The sequence below is a fragment of the Meiothermus sp. genome (assembly GCF_026004115.1).
Lineage (GTDB): Bacteria > Deinococcota > Deinococci > Deinococcales > Thermaceae > Meiothermus.
The window spans coordinates 677,320-699,331 of the sequence record NZ_BPIM01000001.1 but is presented as its reverse complement, the minus strand read 5'-3'; the positions used below and the strand labels follow the sequence as shown (position 1 = coordinate 699,331).

Sequence of the window (22,012 nt, the reverse complement as noted above, 5' to 3'; positions counted from 1 at the left end):
TGTAAACTGTCTTTTTGAATCCGGTATAAAATCTGGCAAGGCGGCAGCAAAATCCGGCTCGAAATTCTCTAACAGCAAGGTAGTTTGGCTATACTCGCAACGAAAAAACATCGCTTCGCCAGGGCAGGTTTCTGGTCACGGCAGGGCCAAGGGGTGTGTTATGCTCTTATTCATAAGGCTTCAACCGATCTGGATTCACTCGTGAATCCGTACTTCCCCGGTACAGTTCGATTTTTGCTATGGCCCAAAGGTGAGGCGTCCCGTGTTCTCTTCGGCTCTTTTGATCTTGTTCACCCTATTGGCCCTGGTGGGCCTGGTGGTGTTGGTTCGTTATATCTGGAGTGTTACCAATCCGGAAGAGGAACGCGAGGAGCTCGAGCGCTTCAAAGACCGGGACGACGATGCTGAAGCGAATAAGCCGCACTGACCCCATTTGCGATACGCTGAGAGCGCCATGCCTGAAACCCCCGTAAAAAATCGGCTACGCTTCGTGTACGGATGGAAGAGCGATTTCTATGGAGCACTACCAGATAGGCCAGACGGTGCGCATTGAGTTCTGGAAATACCCTGCCGAGAAGCTGCATTACTGGTGGGAGGCCCAGGTATACGAACTGCGCGAGGAAGGGGTGCTGGTCTACATGCCGCTGGGTTTTACCTTTCACCACGTCAGCAAAAACCGGGTGCTGCGGGTACAGCACCAGGCCTATGTGGCTTTTTTTGTGGGGCGCTGGTACTCGGGGGGGCCCGACCTGGACGCCGAGGGAAAGGTGCTGGAATACTACTGGAACATCCAGACGCCACCACGCTTTGAGCCAGGCCGCATCTGGCAGTACGACCTGGAAATAGACATCAAGTGCCGGGCCGATCACCGCTGCCAGACCTTCGACCTCGAGGAGTTCGCCGCCAAAGCCCCGCTGTACCCCACCGAGTGGGTAGAGCAGGCCACCCGCGCAGTCGAACAGGTGCAGCGGCACATGCGCCGTCGGCAGTGGCCGGTGCTCCCGCCGGGGCAGGGGGGAGCTTGGCTCGAGCGGTTCTAGCAAGCCGGCTCTTGACCCCATCCGCTCAACCCAGGACAATCTACTGGTATGCGAGGCCTGTCCAAGCGCGTCAAAACCATGAAGCCCTCCTCCACGGTGGCGGTGAATGCCAAAGCCCTCGAGCTGCGTCGTCAGGGGGTAGACCTGATCGCCATGACCGCCGGCGAGCCCGACTTCGACACCCCTCAGTTCGTCAAGGATGCGGCGGCCAGGGCCATGGCGGCGGGTAAGACCAAATACGCTCCTCCTGCGGGCATCCCCGAACTGCGCGAAGCCATCAGCGCCAAGTTCAAACGTGAAAACGGCCTCGAGATTCCCCCCGACCAGACCGTGGTAACGGTAGGTGGCAAGCAGGCCCTCTTCAACCTGTTCCAGGCTATTCTCGACCCCGGCGACGAGGTAATTGTGATTGGCCCCTACTGGGTCAGCTACCCCGAGATGGCCCGCTTTGCCGAAGGCGTGCCGGTCGAGGTCAACACCGGCCCCGAGTCGGGCTTTATCCCCGACCCTGCCGAGGTCGAACACAAGATTACCCCCCGCACCAAGGCCATCGTGCTTAACTCGCCCGGCAACCCCACCGGAGCGGTCTACCCCAAAGAGGTGCTGATAGCCATTGCCGAGCTGGCCAACAAGCACGACCTTTATATTGTTTCAGACGAAATATATGAACACCTCATCTACGAGGGCGAACACTTCTCGCCGGCCCACGTAGCCCCCGATCGCACCATCACCATCAATGGCGCGGCCAAAGCCTACGCCATGACCGGCTGGCGCATCGGCTACGCTGGCGGCCCCAAGGACGTGATTAAGGGCATCATTGACGTTTCCAGCCAGTCCACCACCAGCCCCGACACCATCGCCCAGTGGGCCATGGTCGAGGCCCTGAACAACGTGGACGAGGCGCAAAAATTTATCTCCATGGCCCGCGAGGCCTACCGTGCACGGCGGAGCATCATTGTGGACGGCTTGAATGCACTGGGCCTGCCCACGCCCAAGGTGAACGGTGCTTTCTACGTGCTCACCGACGTGTCCAAAATTGATCCCGACGAAAACCAGGCCGCCCTCAAGCTTCTGAACGAGGCCCGGGTGGCGGTAGTACCCGGCACCGACTTCGCCGCCCCCCACCACGTGCGCTTTAGCTACGCTACCAGCGAGGCCAACATCCGCAAGGCCCTGGAGCGCATCGCCTCGATTCTCTAAAACGGGTGTGGAGCCCCAATCCTAACCGTAACGCAGATGTAACGCTCCTGGGGTTACGCTGTGTAGACGGTGTTTCCGGTAGCACCGAATTGCTGCCCCGGTACTTGACGCGGAAAAGCCCGGGGAGAACGGAGGGTGTATGACCGAGGAGACCCTGCAAGCGCTCATCGAGAAACACACCCCCCACCTGATGGCCCTACCCAATGTGGTGGGGGTGGGGCGGGGGGAGGAGCAGGGCCGCGCGGTGGTGGTGGTGTTGGTGAGCCGTAAGCTGCCGCTGGCGGCCTTGCAACCGCACGAGCGGGTTCCCAGGAACCTCGAGGGGGTGCCGGTGCGGGTGCGGGAAGTGGGCTCGGTGCAGGCCCAGTGAAAGGGTTTTTCTTCCGGTCAGAAGAGTGTCGAGGCCACTCGGTTATAAGCCACCTCTGATTCTGCATTACGTGGGCATTAGCAGGGGACCATTACCCAAACTGCAGGGGGACGATATGCCTATTAACGAAGCCAAAGCCATGCTTTCGGCCAGTGCCCAGGCCGAGGCCGAAAAAGCCAAGCTGGTCACGCAAGATGATTTTCTAGCACCCGAGGCCATGCGCCCGAATGTGCGCGGCATGGGGGTGGGGGTCAAGTGGAAGAACGGCGAGCCGACCGGTGAACCGGCCCTGGTGGTCTTGGTCAGCCAGAAGTTGGAGCGCAACCAGCTCAGCCGGGCCGACCTGATTCCGGCCAAGCTCGGCGATATGCAGACCGACGTACTGGCCATTGGCGAGGTGTTTGCCGGCAACGCCGAGGAGATAGGGGTACAGACCCTTACCCGGCGCATTCGGCCTGCCGAGGGTGGTTATAGCGTGGGGCACTTCAGGGTTACGGCAGGTACCATGGCTACCGCCGTCTACGACTTTCTGCCCGGCGCGACCGTGAGCCCCCCGGCGCACGGGCTGGGCATCCCACCGCGTTTTTACATTCTCAGCAACAACCATGTGCTGGCCAACTCCAACGGTGCCAGCCTGGGCGACCCCATCCTGCAGCCGGGGGTGTTCGATGGGGGTACCCTCCCTGCCGACTTGATTGCCCGGCTCAGCCGCTTTGTGCCCATTACCTTCGAGCCGCCGGTGCCAAGGGCCCAGCACCGCAACCTGGTGGACGCAGCCATTGCCGAGGGCCAGTTCCACGACCTCGACCGGGAGATTTACTGGAACGGCTACGTGCAGGGCTGGCAGCCCCGCTCCAAAACACTGGTGGGGCAGCGGGTCAAGAAAACCGGGCGTACCACCAACATGACCACCGGCCGCATTACCGTACTGGGGGCCACGATAGACGTGAACTATGGAGGCGGGCGGGTGGCCCGCTTCATTGACCAGATTGTTACCACCAACATCTCGGCCCCCGGCGACTCCGGTTCGCTGGTGTTGAGTGAGCGGGGTAATCTGGCCCTGGGACTGCTATTTGCTGGTTCCTCGCTAGCCACCATTGTCAACCACTTCGAGCATGTGCGTTCGTTGCTACGCATTGAAGTGGCCGAGGGCATTGGCTAAGGTTAGTGCGCCATCAAAGATACAGGGCCGACATTCGAGCCCCTATCCCAGCCCCTCTCCCGTCGGGAGGGGGGTTTGTAGTCGTGCCCATCAGTACCGTCGCCTGCGCTGGGGCAGTAGTAAAAGAATAACCCCGATGACCACACAACTATCGGCCAGATTCCAGATGGGAAAGTTGTCCAAAATAGCCAGCCCGGTGCGGTTGATGTCCACATAGTCCACCACCCAGCCGTGGCCCAGCCGGTCTACAGCATTGCCCAGTGCCCCTGCAGCAATCAGGGAGAAGGCCACCTGGCCCAGCCGCGAGACCCGGCGGTGGTTCAGGCTCAGGTAAACCAGTATCCCAAGGCCTACTGCCAGGCTTACCCAGACCAGAATGCGGGCACCCCCCTGAAAAATGCCAAAGGCCGCGCCGGTGTTCTTGATGAAAGTGGCGTCTACAATCCAGAACAAGTTGGTCAGGAAAATAGCGCCTACCCCAGGGTCGAAGATGCGGGGGCCAACCGCCCACAGCACCATGAGCTTAATAGCCTGGTCGGCGACCAGCAGGGCAGGAACCAGCCAGGTGGCAATATTCATACCGCTGGGAAGTCTAGCACGGCTGTGTGAGGGTATGCTATACTCGGTGCCGTTGCCCTGAAACAAGGGACTTCTTCCCTTGTGCTGGCAGTTAGGAGTTCTGCGATGTCGAAGATTTGCGAAATTAGCGGCAAGCGCCCCACGGTGGCCTACAGCATCATTACCCGCGGCAAGGCCAAGCGTGAAGGTGGGGTGGGTAAGAAGATTACCGGTTACACCAAGCACTGGCAAGAACCGAACCTGCGCAAAGTGAAGGTTACGGTAGCGGGCCAGAACATCACCTTCCGGGTGGCCAACAGCCACGCCCACAAGGTCTACGAGCTCGTCGAGCGATCCAAAGGTATGAAGCTCGAGGGCCTTACTGCCAAGCAGATTAAAGCCCGCCTTTTGAGTCTGCTGTAAGGCCTAAAGCCGAATGCCGGGGACACCTCCTATGGTGTCCCTTGTTTTTCTTTCGCATAGAATAAACGCATGCCGATCAAGCCCGGCTGGATTGTCCTGGCACTGGTCACGCTCCTGGCTCTGTGGCAGAGCGGCCAGCTCTCCAGCGCCCGGCGGCAAATAGCGGGTTTGCAGTCAGAAGTTACCCGGCTCAAGCAAGAGCTGCAAAAAGGCCCCGAGGGATTTGCTCTGCCCTTGCCGGGGGCTTGTCTGCCCAAAACCGACACCAACCTGCCCGGTGCCCCCCGCGAATACCGCAAAGGCACCAACCCCGGCTTTGTGTTTACCGGCGACGATGCCTGTGTACCGGTGCGCTTCGGTATGGGGGTGGTGGCCGCGGCCGGGGGCGAGGTGGTTAAGGCCGAAACCAACTACAAGGAAATGTCCCGGGCCGAATTCGAGGCCCTGATACGGGCGGTGGCGGGAGGGGCCAGCCCGGAACAGATGGACAAACTGCGCGGGCGGGAGATCTGGATTCGTCACGCTGAGGGCTATACCACGGTATACGCCCACCTTTCCGGTGTTGCCCCAGGGCTTAAGGTGGGCAGCAAGGTGTACAAGGGGCAGTGGATTGGCCGGGTAGGCAACAGCGGTACCGAGGCAGCGCTGCGGGGTACGGGCGAGGGGGCGCGCCTGCTTTTTGAGCTGTGGGACGGTGAGCCCGATAAAGACCGGTATTTTGGTCAGGGCCTCGCACCCGAGGCGGTGCGGGCTCGGGGGAAGCTCGAGTTTGGCCTGCCCTGATGCGGTATTGTAGTCCCCATGCGCCGCGACCTTACCGAGATCTGGAAGCTGTTGTGGGTGCGCGTGGCAGCGTATGCCGTACTGGCTTACCTGCTCCTTCAGCTTTTGGGCATGGTGCTGGGGGGGGCCAGAGGGGCTTTGGTTACGCTTTTTTTGGCCTTTCTTTTTGCCTATCTGACCTCGCCCATTGTGCGGGCCCTGGAAAAGCGCCGGGTGCCCCGTTTTGTAGGGGTGCTGCTGGTCTACCTGGGGCTTGGGTTGTTTTTGGGGCTGGCTTCCTTCCTGATGGCCGATATGATCAATGTGCTGGCCCGCTTTGCCACAGAGCTTCCCCGCATTCTAGCCCCCCTTTTGAACTGGATAGAAAACCTGCCCTCGCGTATTGGCCAGATTGAGCTGCCGCCTGCGCTGGAAGGGGCCTTTGCTCAGGCCGCCCAGAGCCTGCAAACCCTGCTACAGGGCTTTACCCAGACCCTATTGCAGGGGCTGCGCACCCTGCTGGCCCAGGGGGGCAACCTGATCGGGTTCCTGGCTTCCCTGGTAGGGGGGGTGCTGCAACTCTTTGCGGCGCTGATTATCTCCATTTATCTGCTCTACGATCTGCCGCAAATTTCCAAAAACCTTTTCCAGGCCATTCCCCTGCCCTACCAACCCCTGGCAGCCGACATCGCAGCCAAGCTAGACCGGGCAGTAGGGGGCTACATCCGGGGACAGCTCCTGGTGGCCATTGGGGTGGGCTTGATTGTGGCGCTGGGCCTGGGGGTGTCTGGGGTTCCGCTGGCGGGGTCGCTGGGATTCCTGGCGGCGGTATTCAACCTGATTCCGTTTGCGGGGGTCATCATATCTACCGTTCCGGCACTGCTGCTGGCCCTCACGGTGGGGTGGCCCCAGGTAGTCGCGGTGTTGGCGGTAGTGGTCGCGGCCAATCAGATTGAAGCCCACATCCTTAGCCCCCGCATTCTGGGCCAGACCACCAGCCTGCATCCGGTGAGCGTGATTGGAGCCATACTGGTGGGCTCGAGCCTCTTCGGGCTGGTCGGCGCACTGGTGGCCGTGCCGCTGATGGCTTTCTTCAAGGTTCTCTACACCGAGCTGTACCTGAACAGCCGGTTCTACCGTGAGGGCTGAGGTGGTATGGGCGCAACGTTGAACTGGGCCTGGCAGAACCCCTGGGTTCGCTTGGCGGTGTACGCAGCTCTGGCCGGGTTGGGGCTGCTATTTCTAAGCTGGATTTTGAACGGCGCGCGCACGGCCATCGGGATTGTGCTGGCGGCTTTTGTGTTTTCGTACATAGCCAACCCGGTGGTGCGCTGGTTTGAAGTGCGCCGCCTGACCCGGGCCTTGGGCGTGGTGACTGTTTTTGTGGGCATGCTTTTTTTCATGGGCCTGGCTACGGTGTTGCTGGCCGGCATGGTGGGCCAGCTGGCCCGCTTTGCTGCCGGTTTACCCGTACTTTTGCAGCCCCTCATCGACTGGGCCCAAAAACTGCCCGAACACATAGGCCGGTTCGAGCTACCGCCGGTGCTGCTCGAGGCCCTCAATCAGGCCACCCTCAACCTACAGACCTTGCTCCAGGCTTTCATTCAGACCTTGCTCCAGGCCCTCCAGGGGGTGCTGGCCCAGGGAGGGAACCTGCTGGGCTTTGTCACGGGGCTGTTGGGCGGTGCTTTTCAGCTTCTTACCGTGATTACCATCTCGATATACCTGCTCTACGACCTGCCCCGCATTGGTTCGGCCCTCTTCAAGGCCATACCCCAGCCCTACCAGCCACAGGCCCTCGAGCTGGCCCAGAAAGCCGACATGGCCTTTGGGGGCTACGTGCGCGGCACCCTTCTGGGCGCTTTGTTCAATGGGCTGCTCATTACCGTAGTGATGTATGTATCGTTTGGCTTTTTTCAGGGGTTTGGCCTCGAGGTTCTGACCCAGGCCATCTCGCTGGGCTTTTTGGCTTTTATCTTTAGCTTTGTACCCGTGCTGGGCGTGATTATCTCGGCCATCCCCGCGTTGGTGCTGGCCTTGCCGCTGGGCTGGCTGGCCCTGGCGGTGGTGGCCCTGGCCCTGTGGATCTGTAACCAGATTCAAGGGGTGGTATGGCCGGTGATTATGGGCCGTACCACCAGCCTGCACCCGGTCACGGGCATTGCAGCGGTGCTGATTGGCGCCTCGCTTTTTGGCCTGGGCGGGGCCTTGCTATCGGTACCTCTGATGGCCTTTATAAAAATCTTGTACACCGACTACTACCTGAATAGCCGTTTCTACCAGGAGGGCTAAGGCCAGTGCCCCCCTTCCTGAAGAGCCCCGGTAAACCATGGGGGAATTGCGCGTCCAAAGCGCTTACCGGCAAAGTCTTTGGCAAACTCGCCATAATCGCCGGACCGGATGGCAGATCGAGCGCTTTCCATCAGGCGGTGCAGGTAGCGCAGGTTATGCAGCGAGATCATGCGGGGGGCCAGCATCTCCTCGGCCCGCACCAGGTGCGAGAGGTAGGCCCGGCTGAAGTGCGTGCAGGCGTAGCAGTCGCACTCGGGGTCGATGGGGCGGGGGTCGTCGAGGTAGCGGGTGAGCTTCAGGTTCAGGCGGCCCTCGGGCACCAGGGCATAGCCAAAGCGCCCGGTGCGGGTGGGGTATACACAATCGAACATATCCACCCCCAGGGCCACCGAGGCCACCAGGTCTTCGGGGTGGCCTACCCCCATCAGGTAGCGGGGCTTATGCTCGGGTAAAAGCTGCGTGGAGAGCGCAACCGCCGGGTACATGCCTTCCTTGGGCTCGCCCACCGCCAGCCCCCCAATGGCCAGGCCCGGGGTGTCGAAAGCCACGGTGGCCTCGGCGCTGGCCTTACGAAGGGCCAGGTCGGTACCGCCCTGCGCAATGGCAAAAAGGGCCTGGTCGGGGCGGGTTTTGGCCTTCAGGCAGCGCTCGAGCCAGCGCAGGGTGCGCTCAATCGAAGCCTTCAGGTAGTCGGGGGTGGCCGGATAGGGGGGACACTCGTCAAAGGCCATGATGATATCGGCCCCCAGGGCCTCTTGTACCTGGATGCTGTATTCCGGGGTCAGTGCAATCAGGTCGCCATTCAGGTGGCTGCGAAAAGTCACGCCCTGCTCGCTAATTTTGCGCAGGTCGCCCAGGCTCATCACCTGAAAGCCGCCCGAGTCGGTGAGCCAGGGGCCATCGTAGGCAGCAAACTTGTGCAGCCCGCCCAAGGCCCGCACCCGCTCGGGGCCGGGACGCAGGAGCAGATGGTAGGTGTTGCCCAGGATAATCTGCGAGCCAATTTCTTTAAGTTCCCTGGGTGAAATCCCCTTCACACTGCCCTGGGTGCCCACCGGCATGAAGAGCGGGGTTTGCACCTCGCCGTGGGGGGTGCTAAAAAGCCCGGTGCGGGCCCTGCCGGACTGGGCGGTGATGGAAAACTTGAACACCTGGGTATTTTCGGGGTTGTTGAGCTGATGTGCAAGGCCAGCAACCCGCAGCCGCAAGCCAACCTGCCTCCCCCACCCACGCTTTGGCTAGGGCGACTGTTCGCTTTTTTTCTTTTTAGCCTGCAGTCTTGAGCTTTCGGCAGTCTAGTTGGCCGTACAGGTACTGGGGGCCTGGCAGCTAAAGGTGCGGGCCTGCTCGATGCTGGGGCCGTTGTAGCTGGTTTCCAGGCCCTTGCCCAGCACCTTAAAGCCGGCCTCGACCTTGCTGCTACCGTTGATGCCGCTTTTGAGCGTGGCCGAGCCATTGTTGCCGGAGAGGGTCAGGTTGATGAAGGGTTTGGCCTCGAGGCTGGGCCCCGCCAGGCCATAAAACTTGATGTCCATGGCCAGCCCCGCAAAAGCGCTTCCCGCGCCCTGCACCGGCACCGAGTAGTTAAAGGTGGGGTTGAGGGCAAAGCTGGCCGTAAAGGTGTTGTTCCAGCCGCCGTTGGTGGTGCGGCTGCGATTATAGTCGAGCTGGACGTTGGTGTTGAAGGTAGGGGCGATGCCCACCGTTACCGTCACCTTGCCGCTGGCCTTGCTGCTCACCCCGGCAATCAGCTTGGGCTGCAACACCACCACCACCGGCACGCTGCCCACCAAAAAGGTCCGCTTGATGTTCCAGGAGGCCAGTTCTTTGTTGAGACTAAAGGGGTTATAGCTGGCGTTGGCCTGGATGGTGGCGGTCACCTGCGCCTTTAGAGCACCGCTCATACCGGCCTTGAACACCTCGATGCTGCCGCTGCTGAACTTGAGGTTGAAGCTGGGCTTGAGGGTTTGTTCGATAAAGCCATTCAGGGTGATGGAAGCGCCAGGAACCCCTGGAATATCGAACTTGACGTTGGTCAGGTTGATTTTTCCGGTGAAGTCTTGCACGCTCACCCCGTCCAGGGCCTGCACCATGTTGGCCTCGCCGATGGTCAGGTCGGTCTCGAGGCTCACCTCGCCCGAGGCTATGGCGTCCTCGAGGGCAGCATCTTCGGTCTTGAGGTAGAACTTTCGTACCGCCTGACCCCCCACCATTCCCGCGCCGGTCTGGGTGACCTCGGTAATGCGGCGTACCAGACCCTCGCCCTCATCGCTGATCACAATCTGGCCTGCGGTCAGGTCTTTGTCGGTTTGCACGTTCATATCGGTGGCGGTAGCCGAATCGACCTCGTCGTCGGGCAGCACCACCGCATTGGGCTTCAAATCCAGGCTGTTTTGGGGTGGGGTGGGGCCACACGCTACCAACAGCACAAGGGTCAGGAACAGCAATAATAAAGTCCTCATTGGGGTCCTGCCTCCATCCAGGTCTCGGCCACATCGCGCACCGGGGCCTCGCTCAGGTAGGCCTGGGTATGGCGGTTGAACTCCTCGTTGCTTAGCTTGCCCCGGAATAGCTCGCGGTTGGTGGCCGGGGTACTGGTGTACAGGAGCCTAAAGCGCGAAGGCCCCAGGGGGGGCACCACCAGATAGGTGGCCTGGCCCTGGGCGTTGCGGTCGGTGGCCAGGGGGAAGGTGTGGCGTCCGGCGGGCAGTTGCACGTTGCGCTCGAGCACCACCGTGGTGGAGTCGGAGTCCATGGTCACCAGCGTCACGTAGCCGGGCTGGCTCAGGGTGAAGCTGAAAAACACCCGTTCGCGCAGCTTGTACTTGCCGCCCTCGCCCCGGTCGGGTGCAAAGTTGCCAATGATGGGCTGTAAACCCCATTCCCGCCTTTGGTTATCGCTAATCCCCGGCTGGGGGGCGCAAGCTCCCAATAGCAGCATTAAAATTGCAACGCTCCAAAATCTCATCCCAAAAGTCTAACCTGCTTTTCCTGAGAGCACGGTAGAGGGCTGGATTAAAGTGGGCTTTAGGGAAGATACTGTGCAGCGTGGAGCGCTATCTGCTGGTCATGCTGGGGGGCGCCATAGGCGCCGCGCTGCGCTATGGGCTGGGGGCTTGGGTGCAGGGCCTCAGCGGGCCGGGGTTCCCCTGGAGCACCTTTCTGATTAACCTCTCCGGCAGCTTTTTGATTGGCCTGGTGCTGCGCCTGAGCCTGGACGGGGCCCTGAGCCCAGAGTGGCGGCTGTTTCTGGCGGTGGGGGTGTTGGGGGGCTACACTACCTTTTCCACCTTTAGCTGGGAGACCCTCACCCTGGTGCAGCAGGGGGAGTGGCCCAAAGCCTTTTTGTATGTCGCAGGTAGCGTGCTGCTGGGCTTTGGGGTGGTCTGGCTGGCCTACCGCTGGGCCGGGAGGTGGGTATGAAGCTGCAAGGGGAAGCCAAACTGGTGCGGATTTTTTTGGGGGAGTCGGACAAGTGGCAGGGTCAACCGCTGTACGAGGCCATTGTGCTCGAGGCCAAAAAATCGGGCCTGGCCGGAGCCACGGTCTTCAAGGGATTCATGGGCTTTGGTGCCCATTCCCGCATTCACACCGCCAAAATTCTCCAGCTTTCCGAAGACCTGCCCATCTGCATTGAGATTGTGGACAGCGAGGAAAAGATTCAGGCCTTCCTGCCCACCCTGGATCAAATGGTGCGGGAGGGGCTTATCACCATGGAAAAAGTGGAGGTCATCCAGTACCGTTCGCGCTAGGGGTTTTGTGCCCCCGCTTACCCGAGCGCCACGGCCCCGCGGCTATTCTTCGGGTATGTTTGGCAACTTTTTTAAGCCCAAAAACTTGGACACCAACCGGGTACCCCCCGGCCAGGTACTCACCGAGAAGTTCCCCGTGCTCACCTACGGCCCCACCCCCACCGTGCGCCCCGAGGAGGTGCGCTTTGAAATCAAGGGGCAGGTGGAAGAGGCCAAAACATTTAGCTGGCCAGACTTGATGGCCCTCCCACAGTCCGACCTGACCGCCGACTTCCACTGCGTGACCCGCTGGAGCAAGCTGGACGTGCAGTGGAGCGGTATTCGTGTGCCGGACCTGATGCAGCAGGTCAAACTCAAGCCGCAGGCCAGGGCTGTGCTGGTGCACTGCTACGGGGGCTATACCACCAACCTGAGCCTGGACGATTTTTTGCTCGAGCAAAACCTGCTGGCCCACACCCTTTTTGGCCAGCCCATTCCCCGCGACCACGGTGGCCCTTTGCGCCTGGTGGTGCCCCACCTGTACGCCTGGAAAAGCGCCAAGTGGGTGCGCGCTTTGGAATTTCTGGATAAGGAAGAGCTGGGCTTTTGGGAAGTGAACGGCTACCACCGCCGGGGCGATCCCTGGAAAGAGGAGCGCTTTAGCGATAGCGGATAGTCTTTGGCCGATAGTCGAAAAAGATAGCTTCTGGACGCTTCTATGTGCTTAGTGGTCTGGTAAACAGGAACTCGGTAAACACTATAGTCCCTCTCCATGAGCCGCACATCGCAATTTGGGGCAATCAACGTGCTTCAATACGTGCCGTAAAACAAGTTATACCGGATTCAAAAAGATAGTCATTCAAACCAAAGATCCCCAGAGGCTATCTTTTTGAATCCTAGAGCACTCCTTTCAGTCGGGTTAGTACGTCACTGTTCAGTGACAAACTAACCGAATCTGGTATTACCTGTGTACTTAGATATGTTTTATGGCGTCCAAAATCCGAATGCTGCAACCGTACCGAGGATGGCCTTCACGCACACCCTCCAAACCCTTTGCATGGCACACGAAGAGCAACCAGGCGACTTTCAGGGCAGTCCCTGAGCTATGCGTACGTAGCGCCCCGGTAAGGTCATATAAAATGCTTGTGTGGAGTGGACAACCTGGCTCATCTTGCTGCTGGCCTATTTGTTTGGCGCGATTCCTGCGGGCGCTTGGGTGGCCCGCTACTATGGCGTAGACATCCAGAAAGTGGGCTCGGGCAATACTGGGGCTACCAACATCCTGCGTACCCTGGGGGCGGGCCCGGCAGCACTGGTGGCTGTGTTCGATGTGTTCAAGGGAGGTATCGCGGTTTTGCTGGCCCGCTTGTTTGGCATCGAAGGGCCCTTGCTGGGGGGGGTAGCGTTGGCTGCGGTGCTCGGTCACAACTATTCGGTTTTTCTGCGCTTTACAGGAGGAAAGGGGGTAGCGACCAGTTTTGGTACCCTGTTGTTCCTCGACCCCCTGGTGGCCCTGCTGGCTTTTCCGGTGGGCGTGCTCACCATGTGGCTTACCCGGTTTGTATCCGCCGGAAGTATGATTGGAGGTCTGGCCGCTGTGATTGTTACCATTGCACTGGGACGACCTTTGTGGGAAATCCTGACCCTGCTGGTGCTGGCTGGCCTTATTTTCTGGACGCACCGTGAAAACATTAAGCGCCTACAGGCTGGAAATGAGCGTCGCTTGGGCGATAAAGCGTCTAACTCGGAGGTGGCTAAATAGACTACCGTTACGCCCCAATGGCATGGGTGTGCCCATTTGCAGTAAAGATTCCCCGCCAAACCCCTTAGACTGATGGCGTGCAAGGGGGGTGCATTTGGACTGGACAAGTAACAGAAAGCGAACGGTCTACTTTTGGGGCGTAGTGCTGGCCATCCCCGTTTTGGTACTGATCTGGATATTTCGTCCCGAGGAAGGGTTCATTCACTGGCTGTATCCAGCGTTCATTCTGCTGTGTGTGAGCTGGGCCTGGCGGCTGTTTCACAAAGCTAAACTGGAGTCTATCGAACGGGAAGTTGTTGCCATCACGGCAGCCTTTTTTACCATCAAGCTGGGCTACTACTTCTTCTGGGGCGATCTCACAAAAAACTGGGTCGAGATCGAGAGCACCTACTGGGTCATGGCTTTTTTGATGATTTTGCTCTACATCGTTTTTGATGCCCGCAGGGGCTTGATGTACAGCCTGGCCTTGTTTGTGATGACCCTGGCCTTGGGCCTATTCCGCCTGGGGGGAGGGGTGGCGCTGGGAAGCCACCGCGACGAGTTCCTGGCTTTTGTGCGGAATGAGATGCGCTTGTTTGCCATGGCTGGCTTGCTCTACGCGCTGGCCAGCATCAAGGATCAGCTGGCCGATGCGCACCGGCAGGTACTGCAAATGCACGCCCTGGCCCGCACCGACCCCCTAACCGGGCTGCCCAATCGCCTGGCCCTGAGTGAGGTGCTGGAAGAGGCATCGCAACATATGTTCGGTTTGTATGTGGTTCTACTGGATATTGACCACTTCAAGCAAATTAACGACCGCTACGGACATGACGTAGGTGATCAGGTGCTCAAAGAGGTGGGCCGACGCCTGCGGTCTTCATTGCGAAAGGGCGACATGCTGGGGCGCTGGGGCGGCGAAGAATTCATGATTGTTATGCGTGGCGAAAGCCAGCACGATGTACTGGCTGCAGTGGAACGTTTGCGCGAGGACATCGCCTTCTGGCCCTTCGATGAGGTGGGGGCCGTCTCGGCCAGCTTTGGCGTGGCCGAAGGGCACATGGGCGACAGTATCCACAATTTGCTCGAGCGGGCCGACAAAGCGCTGTACCAGGCTAAACACCTGGGCCGCAACCGGGTGGAGCTGAGTCCGGCCTAGGGCAACCTCGAGGCCACTTCATCCCCTGGTGTAGGCGTCTGGGGTCCCACCTGGTAGACCGCCCGCCAGGGGCGGAAGTTGGAGGTGAGCACGTCCACCTCCACTTTTCCGTCGGGGTGGGTGATGGTGCGGGTGATGCGGGTGCGGTAGCCATCCACCGCCCAGTCGACCTGCTTGACCTGGCCGGGGCGCAGGCTGTTGTCCACGATGTACTGCGGCGGCGGGTGGGGGGTGCGGGAAAGGATGGTGGGTTTGGAAACCGAAACCTGCCGTCCGTCGGGGATGCCGTAGAGCCGCACCGTGAGAGTGGAGCGGGTGAAGGCGGTGCGCACGACCAGGGGGCCAGGGGTGTCGTTGGTGGCCCGCAGGTTGAGGTAGGGCTGGTACACCGCCGCGTCGTAGCCCACGATGGGGTCATACCAGCGCACCCGGTAGGCGTGCTGGTTGCGCTCGAGGATGGGCAGCCCGGCCTGGTACAAGGCCCGAAAGGCGGTGGTGGAGACCTGACAGACCCCGCCCCCCACGCCCTTGATGGTGCGCCCTCCGGAGATGACCAGGGCTTCCATGAAACCGTTCTCGGGGCTAATGTTGCCGATGGCGTCGTTGAAATTGAAGACCCCACCTGCTGGCACGATGTAGCCATCCAGATTGCGGGCGGCGGCGTGGACGTTGGCGATGCGTTCGGCTGCCGAGCCGCCGTAGTAGGTGGTGGCTTCGGCCAGCAACTGAAGGTCTTCGGCCCTGGGGAGGTCGGCGGCCCGTACCTGGGCAGCTTTGGGAACCACGGTCAAGGCAAACTCGCTGATATCGGGGCGCAGCAGGGCAAGTTCCAGTCGCTTGCGGGTTTCGGGCTGGTTCATCTTCCAGCCCTCCACCTCCGGGCGCACCACCAGTTGCCCCTCAGGGCTCAGGACGTAGCGCGCATCCACCGGCAGCCGGTCAAAGCGGGCCATCTGGGCCAGGATTTTATTCAGGGCCGGGACATTAACCTTGACGTCCTCCTGCACGCTCAAAAGCGCGGCCACCTCACGGCTGTTCAGGGTGCGTTTATGTACATTCCTACCCCCGGCCGGCCTGGGTTCGACATACACCAGGGTGACGGGCCGCAGGAGCTCGTTGGCCCGCCGGGCCACAGGCTCCAGCATGGGGGCCGTGAGGCGGGGGGTGAGGGTTTTGGGGAAGAACTCGAGCACGGTCTGCTCAGGATGCAGCACATAGGTTTCAATCGCGCTCTGAATGTCCAGCTTTAGCCCTGCTTTTTCTGGGGTCACCAGGTACTGACCGTCCTTAAACACGACCTTGGCGTTCTGGGGGGGGGACTCGAGGGACTGGGCAATTGCTTGCAGGCGCTTTTCCAGAGCGCCAGCGTCCACGCTGGGCACGAGGGGTACCTTGACCTGCCCCAACAGAGCTGCTATGCGCTCGGTAAAGCGGGTACGGCCCACGGCGAAGGCCCGCTCGGCGGTGGCGCGCGCATCCGGCCTCCAGCCAAGCTCGGCAGCAGAGACCTCGAGGGTTTGTCCGCCTGCCTTGAGGGTGAGGCGGGGTGGTGTAATGTTTTGTGTGGCGGCGCTAATTTTGGCGGCAGCCTCGTCCAGGGTCAGGCCGCCCACCGCGACCCCGGCGGCCTCTACGCCTGCAAACACCCGCTGGTGGTGGTAGCGCTCGAATACAGCCCAGCCCAGTACCAGGCCGGTGAAAACTCCCAAACTAATCAGCAAGCTCCGTTTCATTCGGCTTCTGAGTATAGCGGCTGGGTATGGGCCAGGTGTGAAGGTAATCACCCAATCAAGTTCTTGAGGGTCTCAGGTCGCAAGACAAAAGCGTCAGGGCAAAAGACCCCCAACTTGAGCGCTGGCGGTGGGCGGGATAGGATGCCCCCATGCTGCTATATGGGCGCGTAGAAACCATGAGCGAAATGGATCAGGCCGAAGCGGTCTATCTCGAGGGCGAGCGTATTGCCGATGTGGGCCGCCTGGAAGACCTGAGCGCCCGTTACCCCGGCGCTAAAAAGAAGTCTTTTGAGCAGCTTACCCCCGGCCTGCACGAAGCCCATGCCCATCCGCAGATGTGGGGCCTGCAACTGGAGAGCCTGGATCTGGACGGCCTGACCGAGCCCCAGGCCGTGGCGCGAAGGGTGGCCGAGAAGGCCCGCACTCTGTCCCCCGGCGCCTGGATTCGCGGCGGGGGCTATTTGTTTCGGGCCTACCCTACCCGCGAACTGCTGGACGCCGCTGCCCCGCATCACCCGGTGTTTTTGCAGAGCCGCGACCGCCACTCGGCCTGGGCCAATAGCCAGGCCCTGGAGCAAGCGGGCATAACCCCCGAAACCCCCGACCCTCCGGGGGGGGCCCTGGTGCGGGATGCACAGGGCAGGCCCACCGGATATCTGCTCGAGAACGCCCAGGAGCTGGTCAACCGGGTGCTGCCCCGGCCCGGCCTGGCCGAGCTCGAGCGTGGCCTGCAAGACCTGGCCTGCCGGGGCTACACCGCCGTTCATCACATGGGCTGGTGCCACTACAGCCTGGCCGAGCAACTGGCCCAATCGGGACGGCTGCCGGTGCGGCTGTGGTGGGCGCTGGACAAAGACCACTGGCGCGAAACCCGGCCCGGCTGGCGGGGCGACCGCCTGGAAGTAGCGGCGGTCAAGTTCTTTGCCGATGGGGCCCTGGGTAGCCGTACCGCCTGGATGATCGAGCCCTATCCCGATGGCTCGCATGGCCTCGCGCTCGACCCGCTCGAGTTCATCGAAAGTGAGGGACAAGCAGCCTTGCAGGCTGGGTTTGGCCTGGTGGTGCATGCCATCGGCACGCGGGCGGTACAGGGGGCGCTGAAGGTTTTTCACCGCTTGAAGCTCCAGGCCCGGCGTATTTTCCGCCTCGAGCATGTCCAGCACGTGCGCGATGCCGAGCTGCTGCTGCTTTCGGGGCTAAACCTGGCCCTCTCGATGCAGCCCATGCACCTGCTGGGTGATGCCGAGCTGGTGCGCTATCATCTGAAGGGGCATGAACTCGAGGCCTTCCGCCTGCGCGACCTCTGGAACACCGGCCTGCCGCTGGCCTTCGGCTCGGATGCGCCGGTGATGCGGCCCCTCTTTGAACTGAACCTCCAGGCCGCTACGGCACACCCCTTAAACCCAGCCCAGAACCTGACCCCCGCCGAGGTGCTGTGGGCCCACACCCGGGGCGCTGCCCTGGCGGCAGGCTGGCCCGAACATGGCCAGATTCGCCCGGGCGCGCCCGCCGACCTGACCCTGTGGGAGCAGGGTCGTCCGGTGGGACGGGTGTTGGGGGGGGCGCTCGAGCTAAGCTAATACCGGATGCACCGTGTTTTGGGGATTGATGGAGGGGCCAGCAGCAGCAAATGGGCGGTGCTGGATGCAGCGGGTACAGTGGTGGCCCAGGGGCGCACGGCGCCCATTATCGGGCATCTGTTCAATGACGAGATGCGGTTCCAGGTGTTTGCGGCGCTGGACACGCTGCTGTCAGAGACAAAAGCCTACGCGCCCGCTGCCGTGGTGGCGGGCATTACCGGCCTGGATGCGGGCACGCCCGAAGCCCAGCAGATGGCTGAATATATCGGGCGAGCGCTGGGACTCTCGCAGCAGCAGGTGGGGGTGTTCAATGACATGGAGCTGGTCTACCGGGCCCACTTCGCCCCCGGCGAGGGGATGGTGGTGTATGCCGGAACCGGCTCGGTAGCCTACAGCATTGCCCCGAATGGCACCGTCTACCGGGCGGGCGGGCACGGCTACCTGATCGGGGATGAAGGGGCCGGTTTTTGGATCGGTAAAACCGCCCTGCGCCACCTGATGCGCTGGCACGATGCGGGGCTGGACACAGCTTTGTACCCGTTGGCCCGGCATCTGTATGCCGTGCTGGGGGGCCGGGACTGGCCGCGCATCCGCGAGTATGTGTATGGTGGGGGGCGGCAGGCCGTGGCGGCGCTGGCCCCGGCAGTGGGCCGGGCTGCTGAGGAAGGCGACGAGACCGCTACCCAGGTACTGCTCCAGGCTGGGCGCGAGCTAGCCGAACTGGCCCTGACCTTGCGGCATCGGTTGGGGACGCTGCCGGTGGTATTGTGCGGGGGGGCTTTGCAGGTGAGTCCGCTGATTGAGCAGGGGGCCCGTGAACTGATTGAGCTTTCGGTTCAATATGCCTCGAGCGCCGAGGCAGCGGCCCGTATGGCCCTGCAGATGATGAAATCGGAGGGCTAACCGGGTATACAGCCTCTAGTGCAGAACCTTGATTCCGACTTGAGATGGAGCCGTATGAATAAATCCCTTCTGGCTACGGAACAAATTAGCGAAGCCCACCGCGACCTCGAGACCCGTTCTACCCCGCAGGTCGTGCAGGCCCTGATAGACGATCAGTTGCATGCGGTGGAAGCTGTGCAACGGGCTGCCCCCCAGATTGTCCGGGCTGTTGAGCGGGCTGCCGAACGGATGCTCGAGGGGGGGCGCTTGATTTATGTGGGGGCTGGAACCAGCGGGCGCCTGGGGCAGCTCGACGCTTCCGAACTTCCGCCCACCTTTTCCTGGCCGCCGGAGCGGGCCCTGGCTTGTATTGCCGGGGGCCCGGAAGCCCTCTGGCGAGCGGTGGAGGGTGCCGAGGACGACTTTGAGGCCGGAAGGCGCGACGTGCTGGCCCTGCATCCCACTCCGAGCGATGTGATTATCGGTATTGCTGCCTCGGGCACCACCCCTTACCCGCTGGGGGCTTTTGCCGCGGCCAAGGAAGCAGGGGCCCTTACCATTGGCATTGCCAACAACCCCGAGACCCCCATCGTGCAGCTAAGCGAGGTGGGCATTGTGCTGGATACCGGCCCCGAGGTCATCTCGGGCTCGACCCGCCTCAAGGCTGGCACAGCCCAGAAGATAGCCCTCAACACCTTTTCCAGTACCCTTATGGTGCGTTTGGGCAAGGTGTACGGCAACCTGATGGTGGACGTACAGGCCACCAATGCCAAACTGCTGGCGCGGGCGGTGCGGCTAACGGTAGCGGCCACCGGGGCCACCGAGGCAGAAGCCAGGGCGGCCCTCGAGCGCTGTGGATACCGCGTCAAAACCGCTATTGTAATGCTTGAGAAAAACCTTAGTGCAGAGGCGGCCCAGGCATTACTGGAAAAGGTAGATGGGAACGTGCGGCGAGCGCTGGGGGGCTAGTGCACCAATAACTTATTTTGCTGCATGTTTTGAAGCACGTTGATTACCCAAAATTGCGATGTGCGGCGCATTGTGAGGGACTGCTGTGTATACCGAATTCCTGGTTGCCAGATCACTATATGGGGTTCTTGCTGCCTATCTTGACGATAGAAAACGCTCCAACGCCCGCCCCGCGTTGCGCACGTGGGTTCGCATGGCAGCTTCTGCGGCTTCGGGGTTCTTGTCCCGGACAGCCTGCAAGATGGCCTGGTGCTCGGTGCGGGAGAGTGGTAGGCGGCCCGGGATGGCCGCGGAACTGTTGATCAGCATGCGAATCTGGCCGTCTATGGTCTCGGCAGTAGCCAGAAGGCGCTTGCTGCTCGAGGCTTCCCAGATGGTGCGGTGGAAGGCCAGGTCGAGGTCGCCATAGGTGTCTATGTCGCCTTGCTCGGCAGCTTCACCTTGTTTTTCAAACAGCCGCTCGAGCCGCCGCAAAAGGGCCTTCCCGTCGTTCTCTACTGCCAGCCGGGCGGCCAGCCCTTCCAGCACCTCGCGCAGGCTGTAGATTTCCCGCACGTCTTCCAGGCTGGGCTCCAGAACAAAATAGCCCCGGTGGGGCACCGCTACGACCAACCCTTCGCGCTCCAGGGCACTCAGGGCCTCCTTGACCGGGGTGGGGGAGAGCCCCAGGTCTTCGGCCAGTACGCGTACCACCAATTTTTGTCCTGGAGGGATTTTGCGCGCCAGAATGGCCTGCCTGAGCGCCTTATAGGCTTCGCGGTTCAGGGTGGTGCGGTTCAGGGTCATCCGTGCTGATTAGTTTAGCACATTGACCATAAAAGATTTTAGATATAAAATCCCATTCAAAGCAAAGGAGGATCTGTGGCACATAGAGCCTTGGCGCACAAAAGTACCGATGATGTGGCGGTTGCGGTGGACGACTTGAAGGCTGGCGAGGAACTTACCATCCAGAGCCTCGAGGGTGGCAAAGCGCACAAAGTAAAGCTGCTGGAAGACGTTCCGCTGGGCCACAAAATTGCCCTCAAGGACATGCCGGAGGGCCATGTGGTCATCGAGTACGGTGAAAAAGTGGGCAGAATGACCCAACCTGTTCGGAAGGGCGGTTATGTGCACGTGCACAACCTCCGCACCCTGCGTTGGGATTATGGAAAAGCCAAAGCCCAAAGCGCCAAGCCCCGGGCGAAAGGGGGCCGCTGATGCCCAGGAAAACCACTTCTAAGGGCTTACAGCTCACGGGCTACCGCCGTCCCAACGGGGCTGTGGGGGTACGCAACCACGTGCTGATCCTGCCGGTAGACGATCTTTCCAACGCCGCGGCCGAAGGGGTAGCCCGGCTCATCAACGGCACTACAGCCCTGCCCCACCCCTACGGGCGCTTGCAGTTTGGCGAGGACCTCGAGCTCACCTTCCGTACCCTATCGGGCCACGGGGCCAACGCCAACGTGCACGGGGTGGTGGTGATCGGTATCGAGCCCAAGTGGACCGACCGGGTGGCCTCGGCCATTGCCAAAACCGGCAAGCCCGTAGAGACCTTCTCCATCGAGCGCCACGGCGACCTCAACGTGATTAATGCAGCCAGCCGGGCAGCCTACCCGATGGTGCAGGATGCCTCCGAGCTGCGGCGCGAGCCCATTCAGGTGTCCGAGCTGGTGCTCTCCATCAAGTGCGGCGAGTCCGACCCCACCCTGGGCCTGGCCGGAAACAAAGCCCAGGGCCGGGCGGTAGACCGGCTGGTGGATATGGGGGCCTCGGTCATCTTTGGCGAGACCTCCGAGCTTACTGGCGGGGAGCACCTGATTGCCAGCCGTTGCGCCACCCCTGCCCTCAAGCGCAAGTTCATGCAGATCTACAACGAATACATTCAGATGATCGAAGACCAGGGCGTAGATCTGCTGGGCTCTCAGCCCACCGAGGGCAACATCCGCGGGGGGCTTTCTACCATCGAGGAAAAAGCCCTGGGCAACATCCAGAAAACCGGCACCCGCCCCATCAACGCAGTGCTTGATTACGCCGAGCCGGTCAAGCCCGGCCAGGGTTTGGTTTTCATGAATAGCTCCTCGGCGGGGGCCGAGCAGGTCACGCTGTGTGCGGCGGGGGGCAGCGTGCTGCACTTCTTCACCACCGGCCAGGGCAACATCGTGGGGCATCCCCTTATCCCTGTCATCAAGGTCTCTCCCAACCCCATCACCTGCGCCACCATGAGCGAGCACATCGATGTGAAGCTGCCCGACCTACTGGTAGGCGATATCAACCTGGATCAGGCTGCCGATCGCATCCTGGATGTGTTTGTGCGCACCGCCAACGGACGCCTGACCGCTGCGGAGTTGCTGCGGCATAACGAATTCGTGATCACGAAGCTGTACCCAAGCGCCTAAAGCCCAAAGCCCAAGGCAAAACACCTCGCGCTTTCAGC

The 22,012-nt window shown here is 61.3% G+C and carries 25 protein-coding genes; 19 read left to right on the top strand and 6 right to left on the bottom strand.

Features of this window, described 5'->3' with window-relative positions; genetic code table 11:
- The first annotated feature begins 262 nt into the window (after window positions 1–262).
- The 5 genes from Q0X23_RS03170 (at window position 263) to Q0X23_RS03150 (ending at window position 3,772) form a co-directional block, all read left to right on the top strand.
- Window positions 263–427, top strand: a complete 165-nt coding sequence (locus Q0X23_RS03170) for a hypothetical protein (protein WP_297858948.1) — start codon at window positions 263–265, stop codon at window positions 425–427.
- A gap of 88 nt (window positions 428–515) precedes the next feature.
- Window positions 516–1,040 (top strand): DUF402 domain-containing protein, encoded by a 525-nt coding sequence (locus Q0X23_RS03165; protein ID WP_297858947.1) that lies wholly within the window; start codon window positions 516–518, stop codon window positions 1,038–1,040.
- A gap of 48 nt (window positions 1,041–1,088) precedes the next feature.
- The gene (locus Q0X23_RS03160; RefSeq protein WP_297858946.1) at window positions 1,089–2,240 is read left to right on the top strand and encodes a pyridoxal phosphate-dependent aminotransferase; all 1,152 of its coding nucleotides are present in this window, start codon (window positions 1,089–1,091) and stop codon (window positions 2,238–2,240) included.
- A 139-nt stretch (window positions 2,241–2,379) separates the two neighbouring features.
- A complete protein-coding gene (locus Q0X23_RS03155) occupies window positions 2,380–2,610 on the top strand; it encodes a hypothetical protein (RefSeq protein ID WP_119339951.1) in 231 nt (76 codons plus the stop codon).
- A gap of 115 nt (window positions 2,611–2,725) precedes the next feature.
- Window positions 2,726–3,772, top strand: a complete 1,047-nt coding sequence (locus Q0X23_RS03150) for a hypothetical protein (RefSeq protein WP_297858945.1) — start codon at window positions 2,726–2,728, stop codon at window positions 3,770–3,772.
- A 90-nt stretch (window positions 3,773–3,862) separates the two neighbouring features.
- On the opposite strand, the gene lspA is transcribed toward Q0X23_RS03150, so the two are convergent.
- The gene (gene lspA / locus Q0X23_RS03145; RefSeq protein ID WP_297858944.1) at window positions 3,863–4,351 is read right to left on the bottom strand and encodes a signal peptidase II; all 489 of its coding nucleotides are present in this window, start codon (window positions 4,349–4,351) and stop codon (window positions 3,863–3,865) included.
- Between the two features lie 105 nt (window positions 4,352–4,456).
- Between lspA and Q0X23_RS03140 the strand changes: the two genes are divergently transcribed.
- From Q0X23_RS03140 to Q0X23_RS03125, 4 genes are all read left to right on the top strand, one after another.
- A complete protein-coding gene (locus Q0X23_RS03140) occupies window positions 4,457–4,753 on the top strand; it encodes a L28 family ribosomal protein (protein WP_119339954.1) in 297 nt (98 codons plus the stop codon).
- A gap of 69 nt (window positions 4,754–4,822) precedes the next feature.
- On the top strand, window positions 4,823–5,536 hold the full coding sequence (locus Q0X23_RS03135) for a M23 family metallopeptidase (RefSeq protein ID WP_297858943.1): 714 nt from the start codon (window positions 4,823–4,825) through the stop codon (window positions 5,534–5,536).
- An 18-nt stretch (window positions 5,537–5,554) separates the two neighbouring features.
- A complete protein-coding gene (locus Q0X23_RS03130; RefSeq protein WP_297858942.1) occupies window positions 5,555–6,664 on the top strand; it encodes an AI-2E family transporter in 1,110 nt (369 codons plus the stop codon).
- 6 nt (window positions 6,665–6,670) lie between these two features.
- Window positions 6,671–7,807 (top strand): AI-2E family transporter, encoded by a 1,137-nt coding sequence (locus tag Q0X23_RS03125; RefSeq protein WP_297858941.1) that lies wholly within the window; start codon window positions 6,671–6,673, stop codon window positions 7,805–7,807.
- On the opposite strand, the gene tgt is transcribed toward Q0X23_RS03125, so the two are convergent.
- The 3 genes from tgt to Q0X23_RS03110 all read right to left on the bottom strand — a co-directional run bounded on the left by tgt (window position 7,804) and on the right by Q0X23_RS03110 (window position 10,775).
- A complete protein-coding gene (tgt, locus tag Q0X23_RS03120; RefSeq protein ID WP_297861152.1) occupies window positions 7,804–8,958 on the bottom strand; it encodes a tRNA guanosine(34) transglycosylase Tgt in 1,155 nt (384 codons plus the stop codon). The two genes, Q0X23_RS03125 and tgt, sit on opposite strands and share 4 nt — an antisense overlap.
- 144 nt (window positions 8,959–9,102) lie before the next feature.
- Entirely contained in the window at window positions 9,103–10,269 is a 1,167-nt protein-coding gene (locus Q0X23_RS03115) for a hypothetical protein (protein ID WP_297858940.1), read from the bottom strand.
- The gene (locus tag Q0X23_RS03110) at window positions 10,266–10,775 is read right to left on the bottom strand and encodes a DUF4384 domain-containing protein (protein ID WP_297858939.1); all 510 of its coding nucleotides are present in this window, start codon (window positions 10,773–10,775) and stop codon (window positions 10,266–10,268) included. Before Q0X23_RS03110 ends, Q0X23_RS03115 begins: the two co-directional genes overlap by 4 nt.
- Window positions 10,776–10,855: 80 nt before the next feature.
- Here Q0X23_RS03110 and crcB point away from each other — a divergent pair, with 80 nt between their 5' ends.
- From crcB to Q0X23_RS03085, 5 genes are all read left to right on the top strand, one after another.
- On the top strand, window positions 10,856–11,230 hold the full coding sequence (gene crcB / locus Q0X23_RS03105) for a fluoride efflux transporter CrcB (protein ID WP_297858938.1): 375 nt from the start codon (window positions 10,856–10,858) through the stop codon (window positions 11,228–11,230).
- Complete coding sequence (locus tag Q0X23_RS03100; protein WP_297858937.1) at window positions 11,227–11,559, top strand: DUF190 domain-containing protein; 333 nt, start codon at window positions 11,227–11,229, stop codon at window positions 11,557–11,559. Before crcB ends, Q0X23_RS03100 begins: the two co-directional genes overlap by 4 nt.
- 55 nt (window positions 11,560–11,614) lie before the next feature.
- Entirely contained in the window at window positions 11,615–12,214 is a 600-nt protein-coding gene (locus Q0X23_RS03095) for a sulfite oxidase-like oxidoreductase (RefSeq protein WP_297858936.1), read from the top strand.
- Between the two features lie 471 nt (window positions 12,215–12,685).
- Window positions 12,686–13,300, top strand: coding sequence for a glycerol-3-phosphate 1-O-acyltransferase PlsY (plsY, locus tag Q0X23_RS03090; protein ID WP_297858935.1), 615 nt, complete (start codon window positions 12,686–12,688; stop codon window positions 13,298–13,300).
- Window positions 13,301–13,442: 142 nt separating this feature from the next.
- Complete coding sequence (locus Q0X23_RS03085) at window positions 13,443–14,435, top strand: diguanylate cyclase (protein ID WP_297858934.1); 993 nt, start codon at window positions 13,443–13,445, stop codon at window positions 14,433–14,435.
- Here Q0X23_RS03085 and Q0X23_RS03080 read toward each other — a convergent pair.
- Window positions 14,432–16,168, bottom strand: a complete 1,737-nt coding sequence (locus tag Q0X23_RS03080) for a VanW family protein (protein WP_297858933.1) — start codon at window positions 16,166–16,168, stop codon at window positions 14,432–14,434. The genes Q0X23_RS03085 and Q0X23_RS03080 overlap by 4 nt on opposite strands.
- Before the next feature lie 149 nt (window positions 16,169–16,317).
- On the opposite strand from Q0X23_RS03080, the gene Q0X23_RS03075 reads away from it, so the two are divergent.
- Genes Q0X23_RS03075 through murQ form a run of 3 tightly spaced genes read left to right on the top strand, consistent with a single transcriptional unit; the run spans window position 16,318 to window position 19,599 of the window.
- The gene (locus Q0X23_RS03075; RefSeq protein ID WP_297858932.1) at window positions 16,318–17,748 is read left to right on the top strand and encodes an amidohydrolase; all 1,431 of its coding nucleotides are present in this window, start codon (window positions 16,318–16,320) and stop codon (window positions 17,746–17,748) included.
- A 6-nt stretch (window positions 17,749–17,754) separates the two neighbouring features.
- A complete protein-coding gene (locus Q0X23_RS03070; RefSeq protein ID WP_297858931.1) occupies window positions 17,755–18,651 on the top strand; it encodes an N-acetylglucosamine kinase in 897 nt (298 codons plus the stop codon).
- Window positions 18,652–18,705: 54 nt separating this feature from the next.
- Window positions 18,706–19,599, top strand: coding sequence for an N-acetylmuramic acid 6-phosphate etherase (murQ, locus tag Q0X23_RS03065; protein WP_297858930.1), 894 nt, complete (start codon window positions 18,706–18,708; stop codon window positions 19,597–19,599).
- 135 nt (window positions 19,600–19,734) lie between these two features.
- Here the strand turns inward: murQ and Q0X23_RS03060 are convergent, their stop codons facing one another.
- Entirely contained in the window at window positions 19,735–20,385 is a 651-nt protein-coding gene (locus tag Q0X23_RS03060) for a GntR family transcriptional regulator (RefSeq protein WP_297858929.1), read from the bottom strand.
- 75 nt (window positions 20,386–20,460) lie between these two features.
- Here Q0X23_RS03060 and Q0X23_RS03055 point away from each other — a divergent pair, with 75 nt between their 5' ends.
- Together Q0X23_RS03055 and Q0X23_RS03050 are read left to right on the top strand one after the other, a co-directional pair.
- Window positions 20,461–20,796, top strand: coding sequence for a UxaA family hydrolase (locus Q0X23_RS03055; RefSeq protein WP_297858928.1), 336 nt, complete (start codon window positions 20,461–20,463; stop codon window positions 20,794–20,796).
- Window positions 20,796–21,974 (top strand): UxaA family hydrolase, encoded by a 1,179-nt coding sequence (locus Q0X23_RS03050; protein WP_297858927.1) that lies wholly within the window; start codon window positions 20,796–20,798, stop codon window positions 21,972–21,974. The genes Q0X23_RS03055 and Q0X23_RS03050 overlap by 1 nt, the downstream gene beginning before the upstream one ends.
- Window positions 21,975–22,012: the final 38 nt, after the last annotated feature.

Coding starts and splice junctions, on each gene's coding strand:
- Q0X23_RS03165 (WP_297858947.1), top strand. CDS start 516: ATGGAGCACTACCAGATAGGCCAGACGGTGCGCATTGAGTTCTGGAAA.
- Q0X23_RS03160 (WP_297858946.1), top strand. CDS start 1,089: ATGCGAGGCCTGTCCAAGCGCGTCAAAACCATGAAGCCCTCCTCCACG.
- Q0X23_RS03155 (WP_119339951.1), top strand. CDS start 2,380: ATGACCGAGGAGACCCTGCAAGCGCTCATCGAGAAACACACCCCCCAC.
- Q0X23_RS03150 (WP_297858945.1), top strand. CDS start 2,726: ATGCCTATTAACGAAGCCAAAGCCATGCTTTCGGCCAGTGCCCAGGCC.
- lspA (WP_297858944.1), bottom strand. CDS start 4,351: ATGAATATTGCCACCTGGCTGGTTCCTGCCCTGCTGGTCGCCGACCAG.
- Q0X23_RS03140 (WP_119339954.1), top strand. CDS start 4,457: ATGTCGAAGATTTGCGAAATTAGCGGCAAGCGCCCCACGGTGGCCTAC.
- Q0X23_RS03135 (WP_297858943.1), top strand. CDS start 4,823: ATGCCGATCAAGCCCGGCTGGATTGTCCTGGCACTGGTCACGCTCCTG.
- Q0X23_RS03130 (WP_297858942.1), top strand. CDS start 5,555: ATGCGCCGCGACCTTACCGAGATCTGGAAGCTGTTGTGGGTGCGCGTG.
- Q0X23_RS03125 (WP_297858941.1), top strand. CDS start 6,671: ATGGGCGCAACGTTGAACTGGGCCTGGCAGAACCCCTGGGTTCGCTTG.
- Q0X23_RS03115 (WP_297858940.1), bottom strand. CDS start 10,269: ATGAGGACTTTATTATTGCTGTTCCTGACCCTTGTGCTGTTGGTAGCG.
- Q0X23_RS03110 (WP_297858939.1), bottom strand. CDS start 10,775: ATGAGATTTTGGAGCGTTGCAATTTTAATGCTGCTATTGGGAGCTTGC.
- Q0X23_RS03100 (WP_297858937.1), top strand. CDS start 11,227: ATGAAGCTGCAAGGGGAAGCCAAACTGGTGCGGATTTTTTTGGGGGAG.
- Q0X23_RS03095 (WP_297858936.1), top strand. CDS start 11,615: ATGTTTGGCAACTTTTTTAAGCCCAAAAACTTGGACACCAACCGGGTA.
- Q0X23_RS03080 (WP_297858933.1), bottom strand. CDS start 16,168: ATGAAACGGAGCTTGCTGATTAGTTTGGGAGTTTTCACCGGCCTGGTA.
- Q0X23_RS03075 (WP_297858932.1), top strand. CDS start 16,318: ATGCTGCTATATGGGCGCGTAGAAACCATGAGCGAAATGGATCAGGCC.
- Q0X23_RS03070 (WP_297858931.1), top strand. CDS start 17,755: ATGCACCGTGTTTTGGGGATTGATGGAGGGGCCAGCAGCAGCAAATGG.
- murQ (WP_297858930.1), top strand. CDS start 18,706: ATGAATAAATCCCTTCTGGCTACGGAACAAATTAGCGAAGCCCACCGC.
- Q0X23_RS03060 (WP_297858929.1), bottom strand. CDS start 20,385: ATGACCCTGAACCGCACCACCCTGAACCGCGAAGCCTATAAGGCGCTC.
- Q0X23_RS03050 (WP_297858927.1), top strand. CDS start 20,796: ATGCCCAGGAAAACCACTTCTAAGGGCTTACAGCTCACGGGCTACCGC.